Genomic DNA, 12,347 nt, shown 5'->3' with positions numbered 1-12,347 from the left:
CTCAAGCGGCAATTTCACGGCTGCCGCGCGCCTTTGGTACAAAAATCAGCCGGTTTGGCACAGATTTCAAAACCAGAATGTCAAAGCGCGTCGCGATCCGGTTCATCCGCGATCGAGGCAGACAGATCGGCGCGCCACTGGTCCAGCCGCGCCGCCAGCGCGCCGTCCTGCAGGGCAAGGATGCCAGCCGCCATGAGGCCCGCGTTTTTCGCCCCGGCCGCGCCGATGGCCATGGTGGCGACGGGAAAGCCGCGCGGCATTTGCAGGATGGAATAGAGGCTGTCGACGCCGTTCAGCGCGCGGGTCTGAACCGGCACGCCAATCACCGGCACGCGGGTTTTCGACGCCATCATGCCGGGCAGGTGGGCGGCGCCGCCAGCCCCGGCGATGATCACCTGTAGACCGCGATCCACGGCGGTCTTGCCGTAGGTCCACAGGCGATCCGGGGTGCGGTGGGCCGACACGATCTTGACCTCGTGGGGAACGCCCAGTTCGTCCAGCACATCGGCGGCTTCTTTCATGGTGGGCCAGTCAGATTGACTGCCCATGATGATGCCGATTTTGACCTGGGCCATAGCGTTCTCCGTCACCCGAAAATGAAGCGCGGACTATAGCGGATTGCGACGCAGGGGCAATGCGGCCCCGGCCTGAATCCGGCGCGCGCGCAATGCAGCCAATGGTTGCGTGGTTAAGGAATTGCCCCTAGCCTCGGCCCTTTGATTTAAAAAGGATTGTTTTAATGCCCAAACGGACTTCTGTGCCCGAATTCTGCCTGCTGCTGCATAGCCCCTGGATGAAACACGGGGGCACCCATGTTGGGCGGCTTTTAGGTGACGACAAATTTCTGCAATGCGACAGGGAAAGCGAAATGGCCGGGGCAACGCCCACGGTGGCGGGGCGCTATCTGACCTGGACCGGCGATCTGGTGACCAAGTCGGATTTGCGGCAGGCGGATTTCACCGAACACCATCATGATCTGAGCCACGGCCACCTCTATGAGGCGCATCTGTTTTCCGTCAACAAGGCGGTGCAGATAGACGACGACAATGGCGGAGATAATTGGAGCGTGAGTGGCCCCTATCACCGGCATGAGGTCAGGTTGTCGGAAACCAAGCTGCGGGTGTTCGGGCTGGGCGCAGATGACAAGCCGATCATTCACGACCCGTTGCATCAAGAGGTCAACGCCTATTGGTGCGTCGGGCAGCCCAAGCCAGACGATCAGATTCCCTTGGGGTCGATCGTTTATTGTTATGTGCCGTATGGCGATCCTTTCCCCAACTATCCGGGCTGGCATCATCTGGCCTACAAGAACCGGACCGGCGGGCCGGGGTTGTGGCATGATCGATTGCTGAAAATCGTCGGGTGCTGGCCCGAAGAGGGGCAGCAGGGATCGCCAGTTCACCAGCACGAGGTGCTGGGCCGGGACGGCAAGCCCCATGGCCACCCGGAAGGGTCGGTTCTGCCGGATGGGTCGATCAATGTGACCATCGACGATGACAGAGACGAAACAGAGCGGGCGGCGACGCCGCAGCACACGCATCAAATCTCGGCCGAGATGATCGGACAGTCCGACGCGCGCATGACGGGCGAGGCCGACAACCGCCCGTATAACGTGGGCCTGTATGCCTATATGTCGGTCGAGGAAGACGCCGAATGGGGGGACGGCATGATGTTGCCCTTTGTCCCGCCGCAAGAAAGCGATTTCGATAATGACCGCCTGCCAGAAGGCTGGCGGCTGGCCCAGATGCCGGAAAACGTGCTTGCGGAATTTCCGCTGCACATGCGGATCGTGAACGGAGAGACCGAGCCATCGGGGTTGCTGAGTTCGCCGACGCATTTTCACGAATTCCGGCACAGCCACAGCGTCGAGATCGGCCCGTCGCATGGTGATCGGCACGAAGCCAAGGGTGAGGACGACGAGGATCCCTTTGCTGCGGCGGACGGGCATACGCACGAGGCGGATCTGACCGACGAAACCCCGGTCAGATCGTCCAGCGCGCCCAACGTGTTGCCACATCGCGAGGTAACGATGCTGGTCTACCGCGGCTGACCCGGTGGCCTGGCCGATGCCTTTGGGGGTCGGTCAGGCGGTGATGTCGGGCAGCAGCCGGTCTTCGATCAGGGCGATCATGTCCTTGAGGCGCAGCTTTTTCTTTTTCAGGCGTTGTAGCGTGATCTGATCGGCGGTTCCGGTCGCCTGCAGGGCCTGGATCGCCTGATCCAGGTCGCTGTGTTCGCGGCGAAATACCTCCAGCTCGACCCTCAATACATCGTCCGTCTTCATCGAGATATCGGTGGGTGCGTTCATGTCGGAACCCCGGAAATTTGATACAGACTGGCAATATAACGGGTCTTTGCCTGTCAGCAAAGCCCTTGCTTTACCGATCCCGGCTTCCCATATTTCCCCTGTCGGGGTCGCCATATCGGGGCCCTGGCGGACGGTCGCTTGTGCAAAGGACGTGTCGATGACCAAAATGACCTTGGGATCCTATCCCCACATGCTCGGGTTCGAGCAACTGGAACGCCTGCTGGAACGCACGGCGAAATCTTCGGAAGGCTATCCGCCGTTCAATATCGAACAGACCGCTGCTGATTCGTACCGGATTTCCCTGGCGGTGGCCGGGTTTTCCGAACGCGATCTGGCGATCACCGTGGAGGACCGGCAACTGGTCATCCGGGGACGCCAGCGCGACGAAGGCGAAGAACGCATTTTCCTGCATCGGGGCATCGCCTCGCGCCAGTTCCAGCGCAGTTTCGTGCTGGCCGATGGTGTCGAGGTTGGCGAAGCCGTGATGGAGAACGGCCTTTTGCACGTGGACCTGACCCTGCAGCGCCCCGAGACGGTGGTGCAGACCATCCAGATCAGAAAGGGGTAAGCCTATGTATACGAAACATGATCTGAGCCAGTTCGACGAAGGGCGGATCGTCTATGTGCGCCCCGTCAAGACTAAGGACCTGCCCGAGGACGTGCAGGCCGGACTGGTCGGGCTGGACGAAATCTATGCGGTGCACAATTCCGATGGCGAACGCCTGGCGTTGGTCAAGGACCGCGCCCTGGCCTTTGTGCTGGCGCGGCAGAACGATTTCGCACCGGTGACGGTGCACTGACACTGCGGCCAACGCGGGCGGTCTGTCCCGGGTTGGCTGCGTCAAACCGGCCCATGTCCGACGGAGGCGAATTGCGGGACCGTTTAAACGGTATCGCGCGATCCCACGACCTTCGAGGACATCATGACCAACCCTGTCAAATACGCCCGCATCCAGATCGCCTTGCACTGGGGCATCTTCCTGCTGTTCGCTTTCAACTATGTCGTTTCGGACGGCATGGGTAAGGCGCTGCGCACCAAGCTGGAGGGCGGCATCCCCGAAGGGCTGGTCGCCACCATCCATCCGCCCATCGGTGTCGCCGTTCTGGTGTTGACCCTGATCCGCATCGTGGCCCGGCTGAAACTGGGCGCGCCCGCGCTGCCCGAGGGCAACAACCCCCTGATGGACAAGGCGGCGCACCTGGCGCATCTGGCGCTGTATGGGCTGCTGGTCCTGATCCCGCTGTCGGGCATGGCGGCCTGGGGTGTGGGGATCGCGCCCGCAGGGGACGCGCATGAGATTTTGGTGAACCTGACGATGTTCATCGTCGTGGTCCATGCGGCCGCCGCGCTGTTCCACCAGTTCGTGCTGAAGGACAACCTGATGATGCGGATGCGGCCAAAGGGCTGAACCAGCCATTTGAAAAACGAAAAGCCGGGCACAGGGCCCGGCTTTTTTATTTGTTGTCACAAGGGGTTACTGACCGGCGATCAGTCCAAGGCTTTCCAGCTTGAGGATCACCTGATGGGCGCAGTTGTCGACATCGACGTTTTCGGTTTCGACGCTCAGTTCGGGGTTCACGGGCACGTCATAGGGGTCCGAGATGCCGGTGAATTCCTTGATCTTGCCTTCGCGGGCCAGCTTGTACAGGCCCTTGCGGTCGCGGCGTTCGCATTCTTCGATGCTGGTCGCGACGTGCACTTCGATGAAGGCGCCGAACTGTTCTATCTCTTCACGCACGGCGCGGCGGGTGGTGGCATAGGGCGCGATGGGCGCGCAGATGGCGATGCCGCCGTTCTTGGTGATCTCGGACGCGACATAGCCGATGCGGCGGATGTTCAGATCGCGGTGCTCTTTGCTGAAGCCCAGTTCGGACGACAGGTTCTTGCGCACGATGTCCCCATCCAGCAGCGTTACGGGACGACCGCCCATTTCCATCAGCTTGACCATAAGCGCGTTGGCGATGGTGGACTTGCCGGAGCCGGAGAAGCCGGTGAAGAACACGGTAAAGCCCTGCTGCGAGCGCGGCGGCTTGGTGCGGCGCAATTCGCGGACCACTTCGGGGAAGGAGAACCACTCGGGGATTTCCAGGCCTTCCTGAAGACGGCGGCGCAGTTCGGTGCCCGAGATGTTCAGGATGGTGATGTTGTCCTTGTCCTCGATTTCGTCGATGGCTTCGTACTGGGCGCGTTCCTGAACCCAGACCATGTGCTTGAAGTCCACCATTTCGCAGCCGATTTCCGACTGATATTCGCGGAACAGGTCCTGCGCGTCGTAGGGGCCATAGAAATCTTCGCCGGCCGAATTCTTGCCGGGGCCGGCGTGGTCGCGGCCAACGATGAAGTGGGTGCAGCCGTGGTTGGCGCGGATCAGACCGTGCCAGACCGCTTCGCGCGGGCCGGCCATGCGCATGGCAAGGTTCAGCAGCGACATGGTCGTGGTCGCGGCCGGGTACTTGTCCAGCACCGCTTCATAGCAGCGCACGCGGGTAAAGTGATCGACGTCACCGGGTTTGGTCATGCCGACGACCGGGTGGATCAGCAGGTTGGCCTGGGCTTCCCTTGCGGCGCGGAAGGTCAGTTCCTGGTGCGCGCGGTGCAGCGGGTTGCGGGTCTGGAACGCAACCACCTTGCGCCAGCCGAGCTTGCGGAAATAGGCGCGCAATTCGTTCGGCGTGTCGCGGCGGCCGCGGAAATCATAGTGCACGGGCTGCTGGATGCCGGTCACGGGACCGCCCAGATAGATCTTGCCGGCCTGATTGTGCAGGTAGTTCACCGCGGGGTGCGCATCGTCATCGGCGCCAAAGACCTTTTCGGCTTCGCGCGATTTGTTCGGCTCCCATTTGTCGGTGACGGTCATGGTGGCAAGGATTACGCCTTCCTGGTCGCGCAGGGCGATGTCCTGACCGATTTCGACGGTGTCGGCGAATTTCTCGGACACGTCCAGCGTGATGGGCATGGGCCATAGGGTGCCGTCGGCCAGGCGCATGTTTTCGACGACGCCGTTGTAATCTTCTTCCGACAGGAACCCCTTGAGCGGGTTGAAGCCGCCGTTCATCAGCAGTTCCAGGTCGCAGATCTGGCGCGGGGTCAGATCGTGCGAGGTCAGGTCGGCAGCTTCGACCTTCAGTTTCTGCGCGCTTTCGTAAGACACGTAGAGTTCGGGAATGGGGGCAAGATTGTTCTGCATGAGTTCGGTCCTATGCTTCAAGGGGACAAGGCCACTGGTCGAGCCGGTCAGTTCGGCGTGAAGTGCGTCATACTCGGCGAATTTGCGGGCCAGAAAGCGGTCGGCAAGCCGTGTCTTTTCGGTCGCTCCGCGCAGGGTCAGCGCATATGCGAAACGCTGGCGCCGGTCGGCCCCCTTGCGATCCGAAATATTGACAAGGCCCGCCTCGGCGGCAGCCCGCAAATAGGTGTTGAGCCGCCCGAGCGAAATTCCAAGCGCCTCGGCCGTGGCCCGCTGAGAGGCCTCGGGCGCGTGATCCAACTGACGAAGAAGACGAAAAAGATCGTCCTCGTCCGGCAGGTTGGATTTGGCTTGGGGCGTGGTCATCGCGGGCGACTCAAAAGTATGTTCAACGCTGAACACTTCACATGTTTCGCGATTGCAGAAAACCCCTTTTGTGGCGCAATGGCGGCTTGTTGCCGAAAAGCCGCGTTGCCGGGATTGCATGGCTGGCGGGCACGGCGGTGCGTTGGGTCAACCCGCGGTGGTTGCCGCGCGGGCTTGTGCGGCGGTCCGCGATGGATCAGGCTTCGGGGGCCAAAGCGGCAGGAGCCAGAAGGAGCGCGCAGCATGATTGCCTATGTCACCGTCGGTGCCGATGATATCGCCCGTGCGAAACGGTTCTACGGGGCCTTTCTGCCTGCCCTTGGCTATGGGCAAAAGGAGGGGCCAGAGGGGCTAAGCTATGCGCTGCCGGTGGCGCCGGGCCAGTCGGCAGCCTTGCCTGATTTCTACGTCAAACCGCCGTTCGACGGGCGTCCGGCCGCGGCGGGGAACGGCACCATGGTGGCGTTCGAGGCGTGCAATCAGCGCCAGGTCCGGGAACTGCACGCTGCGGCGCTGGCCGCTGGCGGTGTTGACGAAGGTGCGCCAGGGTTTCGCGCCTCGTATGGGCCGCGGTTCTACGTCGGCTATCTGCGCGATCCCCAAGGCAACAAGATCGCGCTGTTTTCCAGCAACCCGGACGAGCCGGGGCGCGACGGATAGCGGATTGTTGGCCATGAAAAAGCCCGGCGCCTTTCGGTGCCGGGCCTTGTGATCGTTGTGCGGCGCTTCAGGCGCTGGCCGGTTCGTTGGCGGCGGCCGGGTCGGGCTGGGCAGCTTCGCCCTGTTCGGCCAGCCAGCGTTCCGCTTCGAGCGCGGCCATGCAGCCCATGCCGGCGCTGGTGACGGCCTGCCGGTACTTGTGATCGGTCAGGTCACCGGCGGCAAAGACACCGGGGATCGAGGTTTCGGTGCTGTCGGGTTTGGTCACCACATAGCCGCCCATGTGGGTTTCCAGCACATCCTTGACCAGTTCGTTCGCGGGCGCGTGGCCGATGGCGATGAAGACACCGGCGCAGGGAATTTCGGTGATCTCGCCGGTCTTGACGTGTTTGACGCGCACGCCGGTGACGCCTTTGGGGTTGTCGTCGCCGACGACCTCTTCGAGTTGGTGGAACCAGAGCGGTTCGATCTTGGGGTTCTTGAACAGGCGGTCCTGAAGGATCTTTTCCGAGCGCAGTTCGTCGCGACGGTGGATCAGCGTGACCTTGCTGGCAAAGTTGGTCAGGAACAGCGCCTCTTCTACGGCGGTGTTGCCGCCACCGATCACGACGATTTCCTTGCCGCGATAGAAAAAGCCGTCACAGGTCGCGCAGGCGCTGACGCCAAAGCCCTTGAACGCGTCCTCGGACGGCAGGCCCAGCCATTTGGCGCGCGCGCCGGTGGCCAGGATCACCGCGTCGGCGGTGTAGGTCGTGCCACTGTCGCCGTGGGCGACAAAGGGGCGCTGGCCCAGGTCCAGTTTGTTGATGATGTCGCCGATGATCTCGGTGCCCATGGCGCGGGCGTGCGCCTCCATGTTGACCATCAGGTCGGGGCCCTGGATCTCGGTTTCGCCGGGCCAGTTTTCGACCTCGGTCGTGGTGGTCAGCTGGCCGCCAGGTTCGATCCCCTGAACAAGGATCGGTTCCAACATGGCGCGGCTGGCATAGACACCGGCCGTATAGCCCGCGGGGCCAGAGCCGATGATCAGGACCTTGGTGTGACGGGTGTCGGACATGTTGCTGGCTCCATTCTGATGACCCCCGCGATATAGGGCGCTTTGGCTGCCGACGGAAGGGGGCGCACCATGCGGCGGCAAAGGGCGGAAGATAATTGCGCTTTTGTGAAATAATATTGCGCAGCCCATGCGGAATGCTATAATAATCGCGAAAACCAGGAGGGTTGTATGGCTGGGCATCGGCTGGATCCGATTGATCGGAAAATTCTTGCGGAACTGCAGGCCGACGGCCGCATGACCAACGTCGAACTGGCCAAACGCGTCGGGATTTCCGCGCCGCCCTGCCTGCGCCGGGTGCGCGCGCTTGAGGAACAGGGGTTCATCAAGGGCTATCACGCCGATGTCGACGCCCGCGAACTGGGGTTCGAGGTGCAGGTGTTCGTGATGGTCGGGCTGCAAAGCCAGGCGGAATCCGACCTGCGCGCCTTTGAGGGGCGCTGCCGCGACTGGCCGCTTGTCCGTGAATGCCACATGCTGAACGGCGAGGTGGACTTTATCCTGAAATGCGCGGCGCCCGACCTGTCGACCTTTCAAAGCTTCCTGACCGGGCAATTGCTGACGGCGCCGAACGTCGCCAGCGTCAAGACGTCCCTGGTGATCCGCGGCGCCAAGGACGAACCCGGGGTGCCCTTTGACGTGCTTGAGGAACGGCTGAGCCGCTCTGCCTGAGCAGGCATGAAAAAAGGTGCGCAGTCAGACCGCGCACCTTTTCGGAGAGTGAGAGAGAGTAAAAGCGGTTTCGCGTCAGCAGTCGATCAGGTTGTCGATGACGTCGCGGCTGGTGCGGGTCATGCTGACCTGCCCGAAATCCTCAAGCTGCGAGATATTCGGGAACATCGACAGGAACAGCGCGCGCAGGTTCTGCCCCAGCGCCTGACCGACGGATTTGCCGGGGTGATAGGTTTCCATTTCGATGCCGCCGATCATCAGCGTGGTGTGGCGGCGCATCATCAGGTGATACATCTGCACGGTGCCTGCCGGGGTGACGGTGAACAGACGGTCGCCATCGGCATAGTCCATGACCGGGGCCAGCACCGAATCCTGCCCCAGCAGCGTCGCCAGCTTGGGGTGCCTTACCACCATGCGCGCCGCCGGCCCGACCAGCAGGTCGAAATCCGGGCGGCCCAGACCGTATGACCCGGAGGTGACACGCGTCAGCGAGGTCAGCGACGTCGACTGATCCGCGCAGGACGGCACATAGCTGGTCGATCCGATCCACATCACCGGTTCGGCGCCTCCGGCGGTTTCGACATAGTCGCCGGGCAGCAGGTCCTCGATGGCGACGGGGCCGCGCACAGTGGGAATCAGCGTGCCCCGCGCAAAGGCCGAGGAGGTTTCCTCGAACAGCGGGGTGGCCGGGGCGACATGGCTTTTGAACGAGATGGTCAGATCCGGCAGCAGCGCCGCCGCTTCGTATTTGCGCATCAGCGCCACGTTGCGCCGGGGCTGGTTTTCCAGGGATGGGACGCGATCGGCCGGCACCGGCATGGAATAGGCTGCTGCGGCGGGCGAGATATTGTGGCGGAGGCTTGTCATGTGATCCCCTCGGAAGGTTCGTCACATCCGTGCTGGCCCCCACCAACAACGACAAATGGACAGTTTCAATTGCGATTTCCTGACCATGAATAAGTCGCAATCCGTCCGATTCGTCAAAATTGAACCGAATTTGGGGATGTTCCAAATGATAATCCCGCCCAATCGGGCGGGATTGTTAAGATTTGAGGGACATCTTCGCCACATTTGACCCAATCGGGCCTTGGGCCGCGTGGCTCAGGCGCGCCGGGCCTGCGGTGCGGCCTGTTTGCGCCCGGCGACAAAAGCCGCGCGGGTCGCGCCGCGATGCCAGGGCATGGCGGGCTGCTGCTGTTTCGAGGTGGCGATGATGGATTTGATGAATCGGCTTTGCGGTTTCATGCGCGTCGTCCTTGCCTGTCGTCTTTGTCACAAATTGTCTGCAAACCATCCTGATGCCGGATTGGGGCGGCTGTGTGACATGTCCGCGATAATATGGCGACAGCGGCGGCATTGTTTCCGCCGCGCCGGGGTCACATGCGGATGACCGAAATCAGGCGGCCGTAATCCGCCTCTTTGGCGTGGGTGGCGCGGCGATAGGAATAGAAGCGATCCGCGTCGGAATAAGTGCAATGGCGGGTCCACTCGGCCTGCACCCCGACCTCGCGCAGGCGATGCAGGCCAAAGGCGGGCAGGTCGAAATGCACCCGGTCATCGGCGCCGCCCGCGAAAAAGCGGGCATTGGTCGGATCGTCTGCCAGGAAATCCTCGAGGAACTCGGGGCCGACTTCGTAGGCGCGCTGCGAGATTGTCGGTCCGATGACGGCGCGGATCGATTCGCGTTCGGCGCCAAGGGCGATCATGGCGTCGACCGTTGCCTCGAGCACACCATCGCGCGCCCCGCGCCACCCGGCATGCGCCCCGCCAATGACGCCGTTTGCGGAATCGGCGAACAGCACCGGCTGGCAATCCGCGGTCAGGATCGCCAGCGCCAGCCCCGGGGTCGCAGTGACCAGCGCGTCGGCCTTTGGCCGCGGGTCGTCCAGCGGGCCGGCAACGGTGACCACGTCGGGCGAATGCACCTGGTGGACGGTCAGCAGGTTGTCGGGCGACACCTCCATCGCGTCGGCGACGCGGGCGCGGTTGATCGCGACCATTTCCGTCTGGTCGGTCGATCCCGCGCCGCAGTTCAATCCGGAAAACACCCCCGAGGACGCCCCTCCGCGGCGGGTAAAGAACCCGTGGCGAAACGGGGCCAGGCTGTCGGCGGTGATGATTTCAAGCGTCATGGTTCCAGTCCCGGCGGCGGAGTCGCGCCCTGAGGATAGAGCGCGAGGGTTTTGAACAGCGAACCCATTTCGGTGGGGTGCGTCAACCGTCGATGTGCGGCAACATGCGAAGACAGCGCGGCCTCGCCCATTCCGGTGGCAAGGGCCTGCGCGCGGGCGGTGATGCCCAGGCGTTCCAGGAACACGCCCTGCGGGGTCAGCCGGGAATGGGCGGCGGGGGCGGCGGCGCGGGCCAGTGCCTCAAAGTCGACATGGGCGGTCAGGTCCGCCTCGCCCGGCTGGGCAAAGGGATCGACGGGCAGGTGCTGGCGCAGCGCCTGAAGCGTGTCGCCCAGCGAATGCCAGTCGCCATAGTCGATGATCAGCGCGGCGCCACCATGCTGCGCGATCCTGGCTCCGATCTGACCGGCGATGGCGCAGGCCGGGGCGCAGGTTTCGACGATGTCGCCGTCGTGGGTGTCGGCCAGCCGGTCGTCCAGCGCGGATTGCGCGGCGGCGTCGGTGAGCCCGGGGATCAGCAGGCCGTCCTGCACGCCCACGACCTTTTCCCGCCAACCCTGGCCTTCGCGGCAGAATTGCCGGATCGGCAGGGCGTCAAAGAATTCGTTGGCGATCAGGAACAGCGGGGCATCGGGCAGGCTGTCGATCGTGTCGTGCCATTGCGGGGCAAAGGCAGCAAGGCGCTGGGCCTGCGCGGCGCGCAGGATGGGCGAGGCTTCGACCAGGTGCAGCGACAGGGCGTCGTGAAAGCCCGGGACCGCGCGGGTGGCGCGCAGGGCGTCCTGCATCAGGGTGCCGCGTCCGGGGCCAAGTTCGGCCAGCACAAAGGGGGTGGGGCTGCCCTGGTCGATCCAGCTTTGGGCCAGGGACAGCCCGATCAGTTCACCGAACATCTGGCTGATCTCGGGGGCGGTGGTGAAATCGCCCGCGGTGCCCAACGGGTCACGGGTGCTGTAGTAGCCGTGCTGGGGGTGCATCAGGCACAGCGCCATGTATTCGGACAGCGACATCGGGCCGCTGGCCGCGATCTGCTGGCCAAGAAGTTTCGCCAGCGGGGTCATCGGCCGTGCCTTGCGGTCCAAAGGGCAACGGCAAGACCGCCGAAGATCATCGGCAGGGTCAGCAGCTGCCCCATGGTCAGGCCATGGCTGCCCAGTTGCAGGGCCAGCCCCAGCGGGTTGGTGTCTGTGACGAACTGGGCATCGGGTTGGCGGACGAATTCCACCAAAAAGCGGGCAAGGCCATAGCCGGCAAAGAAGACCGCCGCGATCCGGCCGGGATGGCGCAGTGCGCCGCGCCGTGCCAGGACCAGCAGAACAAGCCCCAGCACCAGCCCTTCGAGCCCGGCCTCGTACAGCTGCGAGGGGTGGCGCGCGCAAAGCGTGCCCGCGGCCTGCCCGCAGTCCTGCGCGGCGGCGCCGGGAAAGACCACCGCCCAAGGCAGATCAGAGGGGCGGCCCCAAAGCTCGGCGTTGATGAAGTTGGCAAGACGTCCCAGCAGCAGGCCCGTGGGCGCGGCCAGGGCGACGATGTCGGCGGTCGAGGCCAGAGGCGCCTTGCTGCGCCAGCAAAAGTGCAAGACCGCCGCCATGACGCCCAGCAACCCGCCGTGAAAGGACATGCCCCCGGTCCAGACCATCGGGATTTCCAGCGGATGCGCCAGGTAATAGGCGGGCTGGTAGAACAGCACATAGCCCAGCCGCCCGCCGATGATGATGCCAAGAATGGCCGAGGTCAGCAGGTCTTCGATTTCCGAGGCGGTCATGGGGGCGGTGTTGTTGCGCCAAAGCTGCGGGCGGCGCACGGCCCAAAGCGCGATTCGCCAGCCGATCAGGATGCCGGCGATATAGGCCAGCGCGTACCAGCGCAGCGCGAACTCCATGCCGAAAAGCGAGATCGAGAAAAGCTCGGGCGAGAGATCGGGAAAGGTGATGACGGCGTGCATGCGTCCTGTTGCCTCTGCTTCT

At 63.4% G+C, this 12,347-nt stretch carries 15 protein-coding genes; 6 read left to right on the top strand and 9 right to left on the bottom strand.

The window, feature by feature from the left end; genetic code table 11:
* Positions 1–80: 80 nt before the first annotated feature.
* Positions 81–575 (bottom strand): 5-(carboxyamino)imidazole ribonucleotide mutase, encoded by a 495-nt coding sequence (gene purE, locus QF118_RS01490; protein ID WP_282300868.1) that lies wholly within the window; start codon positions 573–575, stop codon positions 81–83.
* A gap of 293 nt (positions 576–868) precedes the next feature.
* Here purE and QF118_RS01485 point away from each other — a divergent pair, with 293 nt between their 5' ends.
* Complete coding sequence (locus QF118_RS01485) at positions 869–2,050, top strand: hypothetical protein (protein ID WP_282300867.1); 1,182 nt, start codon at positions 869–871, stop codon at positions 2,048–2,050.
* A gap of 33 nt (positions 2,051–2,083) precedes the next feature.
* On the opposite strand, the gene QF118_RS01480 is transcribed toward QF118_RS01485, so the two are convergent.
* Positions 2,084–2,308 carry a YdcH family protein gene (locus QF118_RS01480; protein ID WP_282300866.1) on the bottom strand — a complete coding sequence of 75 codons (225 nt, stop codon included), beginning with the start codon at positions 2,306–2,308 and terminating at the stop codon, positions 2,084–2,086.
* 157 nt (positions 2,309–2,465) lie between these two features.
* Between QF118_RS01480 and QF118_RS01475 the strand changes: the two genes are divergently transcribed.
* From QF118_RS01475 to QF118_RS01465, 3 genes are all read left to right on the top strand, one after another.
* A complete protein-coding gene (locus tag QF118_RS01475) occupies positions 2,466–2,876 on the top strand; it encodes an Hsp20 family protein (protein WP_282300865.1) in 411 nt (136 codons plus the stop codon).
* A gap of 4 nt (positions 2,877–2,880) precedes the next feature.
* A complete protein-coding gene (locus tag QF118_RS01470) occupies positions 2,881–3,108 on the top strand; it encodes a DUF1150 family protein (protein WP_282300864.1) in 228 nt (75 codons plus the stop codon).
* 123 nt (positions 3,109–3,231) lie between these two features.
* Entirely contained in the window at positions 3,232–3,717 is a 486-nt protein-coding gene (locus QF118_RS01465; RefSeq protein WP_282300863.1) for a cytochrome b, read from the top strand.
* Between the two features lie 66 nt (positions 3,718–3,783).
* Here the strand turns inward: QF118_RS01465 and QF118_RS01460 are convergent, their stop codons facing one another.
* Positions 3,784–5,862 (bottom strand): bifunctional sulfate adenylyltransferase/adenylylsulfate kinase, encoded by a 2,079-nt coding sequence (locus QF118_RS01460; RefSeq protein WP_282300862.1) that lies wholly within the window; start codon positions 5,860–5,862, stop codon positions 3,784–3,786.
* A 243-nt stretch (positions 5,863–6,105) separates the two neighbouring features.
* Between QF118_RS01460 and QF118_RS01455 the strand changes: the two genes are divergently transcribed.
* On the top strand, positions 6,106–6,522 hold the full coding sequence (locus tag QF118_RS01455; protein WP_282300861.1) for a VOC family protein: 417 nt from the start codon (positions 6,106–6,108) through the stop codon (positions 6,520–6,522).
* Between the two features lie 67 nt (positions 6,523–6,589).
* Here QF118_RS01455 and trxB read toward each other — a convergent pair whose 3' ends face one another.
* A complete protein-coding gene (gene trxB, locus QF118_RS01450) occupies positions 6,590–7,579 on the bottom strand; it encodes a thioredoxin-disulfide reductase (protein ID WP_282300860.1) in 990 nt (329 codons plus the stop codon).
* Positions 7,580–7,747: 168 nt separating this feature from the next.
* Here trxB and QF118_RS01445 point away from each other — a divergent pair, with 168 nt between their 5' ends.
* Positions 7,748–8,248 carry an Lrp/AsnC family transcriptional regulator gene (locus tag QF118_RS01445; RefSeq protein WP_282300859.1) on the top strand — a complete coding sequence of 167 codons (501 nt, stop codon included), beginning with the start codon at positions 7,748–7,750 and terminating at the stop codon, positions 8,246–8,248.
* Positions 8,249–8,323: 75 nt separating this feature from the next.
* Here QF118_RS01445 and QF118_RS01440 read toward each other — a convergent pair whose 3' ends face one another.
* From QF118_RS01440 to lgt, 5 genes are all read right to left on the bottom strand, one after another.
* Complete coding sequence (locus tag QF118_RS01440; RefSeq protein WP_282300858.1) at positions 8,324–9,115, bottom strand: Hint domain-containing protein; 792 nt, start codon at positions 9,113–9,115, stop codon at positions 8,324–8,326.
* 234 nt (positions 9,116–9,349) lie between these two features.
* Positions 9,350–9,493, bottom strand: coding sequence for a hypothetical protein (locus QF118_RS01435; RefSeq protein WP_282300857.1), 144 nt, complete (start codon positions 9,491–9,493; stop codon positions 9,350–9,352).
* Positions 9,494–9,624: 131 nt separating this feature from the next.
* Positions 9,625–10,380, bottom strand: coding sequence for a peptidoglycan editing factor PgeF (gene pgeF / locus QF118_RS01430; protein WP_282300856.1), 756 nt, complete (start codon positions 10,378–10,380; stop codon positions 9,625–9,627).
* Complete coding sequence (locus QF118_RS01425) at positions 10,377–11,441, bottom strand: class I SAM-dependent methyltransferase (RefSeq protein WP_282300855.1); 1,065 nt, start codon at positions 11,439–11,441, stop codon at positions 10,377–10,379. The genes pgeF and QF118_RS01425 overlap by 4 nt, the downstream gene beginning before the upstream one ends.
* Complete coding sequence (gene lgt, locus QF118_RS01420) at positions 11,438–12,325, bottom strand: prolipoprotein diacylglyceryl transferase (protein ID WP_282300854.1); 888 nt, start codon at positions 12,323–12,325, stop codon at positions 11,438–11,440. The genes QF118_RS01425 and lgt overlap by 4 nt, the downstream gene beginning before the upstream one ends.
* Positions 12,326–12,347: the final 22 nt, after the last annotated feature.

This window comes from Tropicibacter oceani (genome assembly GCF_029958925.1).
GTDB lineage: Bacteria > Pseudomonadota > Alphaproteobacteria > Rhodobacterales > Rhodobacteraceae > Pacificoceanicola > Pacificoceanicola oceani.
The sequence above is the reverse complement of the archived record's forward strand: the minus strand, read 5'-3'. Positions and strand labels throughout refer to the sequence as shown.

What these genes read in the sequence shown, in the direction of transcription:
- pgeF (WP_282300856.1), bottom strand. Translation starts at nt 10,380, where the DNA reads ATGACGCTTGAAATCATCACCGCCGACAGCCTGGCCCCGTTTCGCCAC.
- lgt (WP_282300854.1), bottom strand. Translation starts at nt 12,325, where the DNA reads ATGCACGCCGTCATCACCTTTCCCGATCTCTCGCCCGAGCTTTTCTCG.
- QF118_RS01485 (WP_282300867.1), top strand. Translation starts at nt 869, where the DNA reads ATGGCCGGGGCAACGCCCACGGTGGCGGGGCGCTATCTGACCTGGACC.
- QF118_RS01425 (WP_282300855.1), bottom strand. Translation starts at nt 11,441, where the DNA reads ATGACCCCGCTGGCGAAACTTCTTGGCCAGCAGATCGCGGCCAGCGGC.
- purE (WP_282300868.1), bottom strand. Translation starts at nt 575, where the DNA reads ATGGCCCAGGTCAAAATCGGCATCATCATGGGCAGTCAATCTGACTGG.
- trxB (WP_282300860.1), bottom strand. Translation starts at nt 7,579, where the DNA reads ATGTCCGACACCCGTCACACCAAGGTCCTGATCATCGGCTCTGGCCCC.
- QF118_RS01475 (WP_282300865.1), top strand. Translation starts at nt 2,466, where the DNA reads ATGACCAAAATGACCTTGGGATCCTATCCCCACATGCTCGGGTTCGAG.
- QF118_RS01465 (WP_282300863.1), top strand. Translation starts at nt 3,232, where the DNA reads ATGACCAACCCTGTCAAATACGCCCGCATCCAGATCGCCTTGCACTGG.
- QF118_RS01455 (WP_282300861.1), top strand. Translation starts at nt 6,106, where the DNA reads ATGATTGCCTATGTCACCGTCGGTGCCGATGATATCGCCCGTGCGAAA.
- QF118_RS01440 (WP_282300858.1), bottom strand. Translation starts at nt 9,115, where the DNA reads ATGACAAGCCTCCGCCACAATATCTCGCCCGCCGCAGCAGCCTATTCC.
- QF118_RS01460 (WP_282300862.1), bottom strand. Translation starts at nt 5,862, where the DNA reads ATGACCACGCCCCAAGCCAAATCCAACCTGCCGGACGAGGACGATCTT.
- QF118_RS01435 (WP_282300857.1), bottom strand. Translation starts at nt 9,493, where the DNA reads ATGAAACCGCAAAGCCGATTCATCAAATCCATCATCGCCACCTCGAAA.
- QF118_RS01480 (WP_282300866.1), bottom strand. Translation starts at nt 2,308, where the DNA reads ATGAACGCACCCACCGATATCTCGATGAAGACGGACGATGTATTGAGG.
- QF118_RS01470 (WP_282300864.1), top strand. Translation starts at nt 2,881, where the DNA reads ATGTATACGAAACATGATCTGAGCCAGTTCGACGAAGGGCGGATCGTC.
- QF118_RS01445 (WP_282300859.1), top strand. Translation starts at nt 7,748, where the DNA reads ATGGCTGGGCATCGGCTGGATCCGATTGATCGGAAAATTCTTGCGGAA.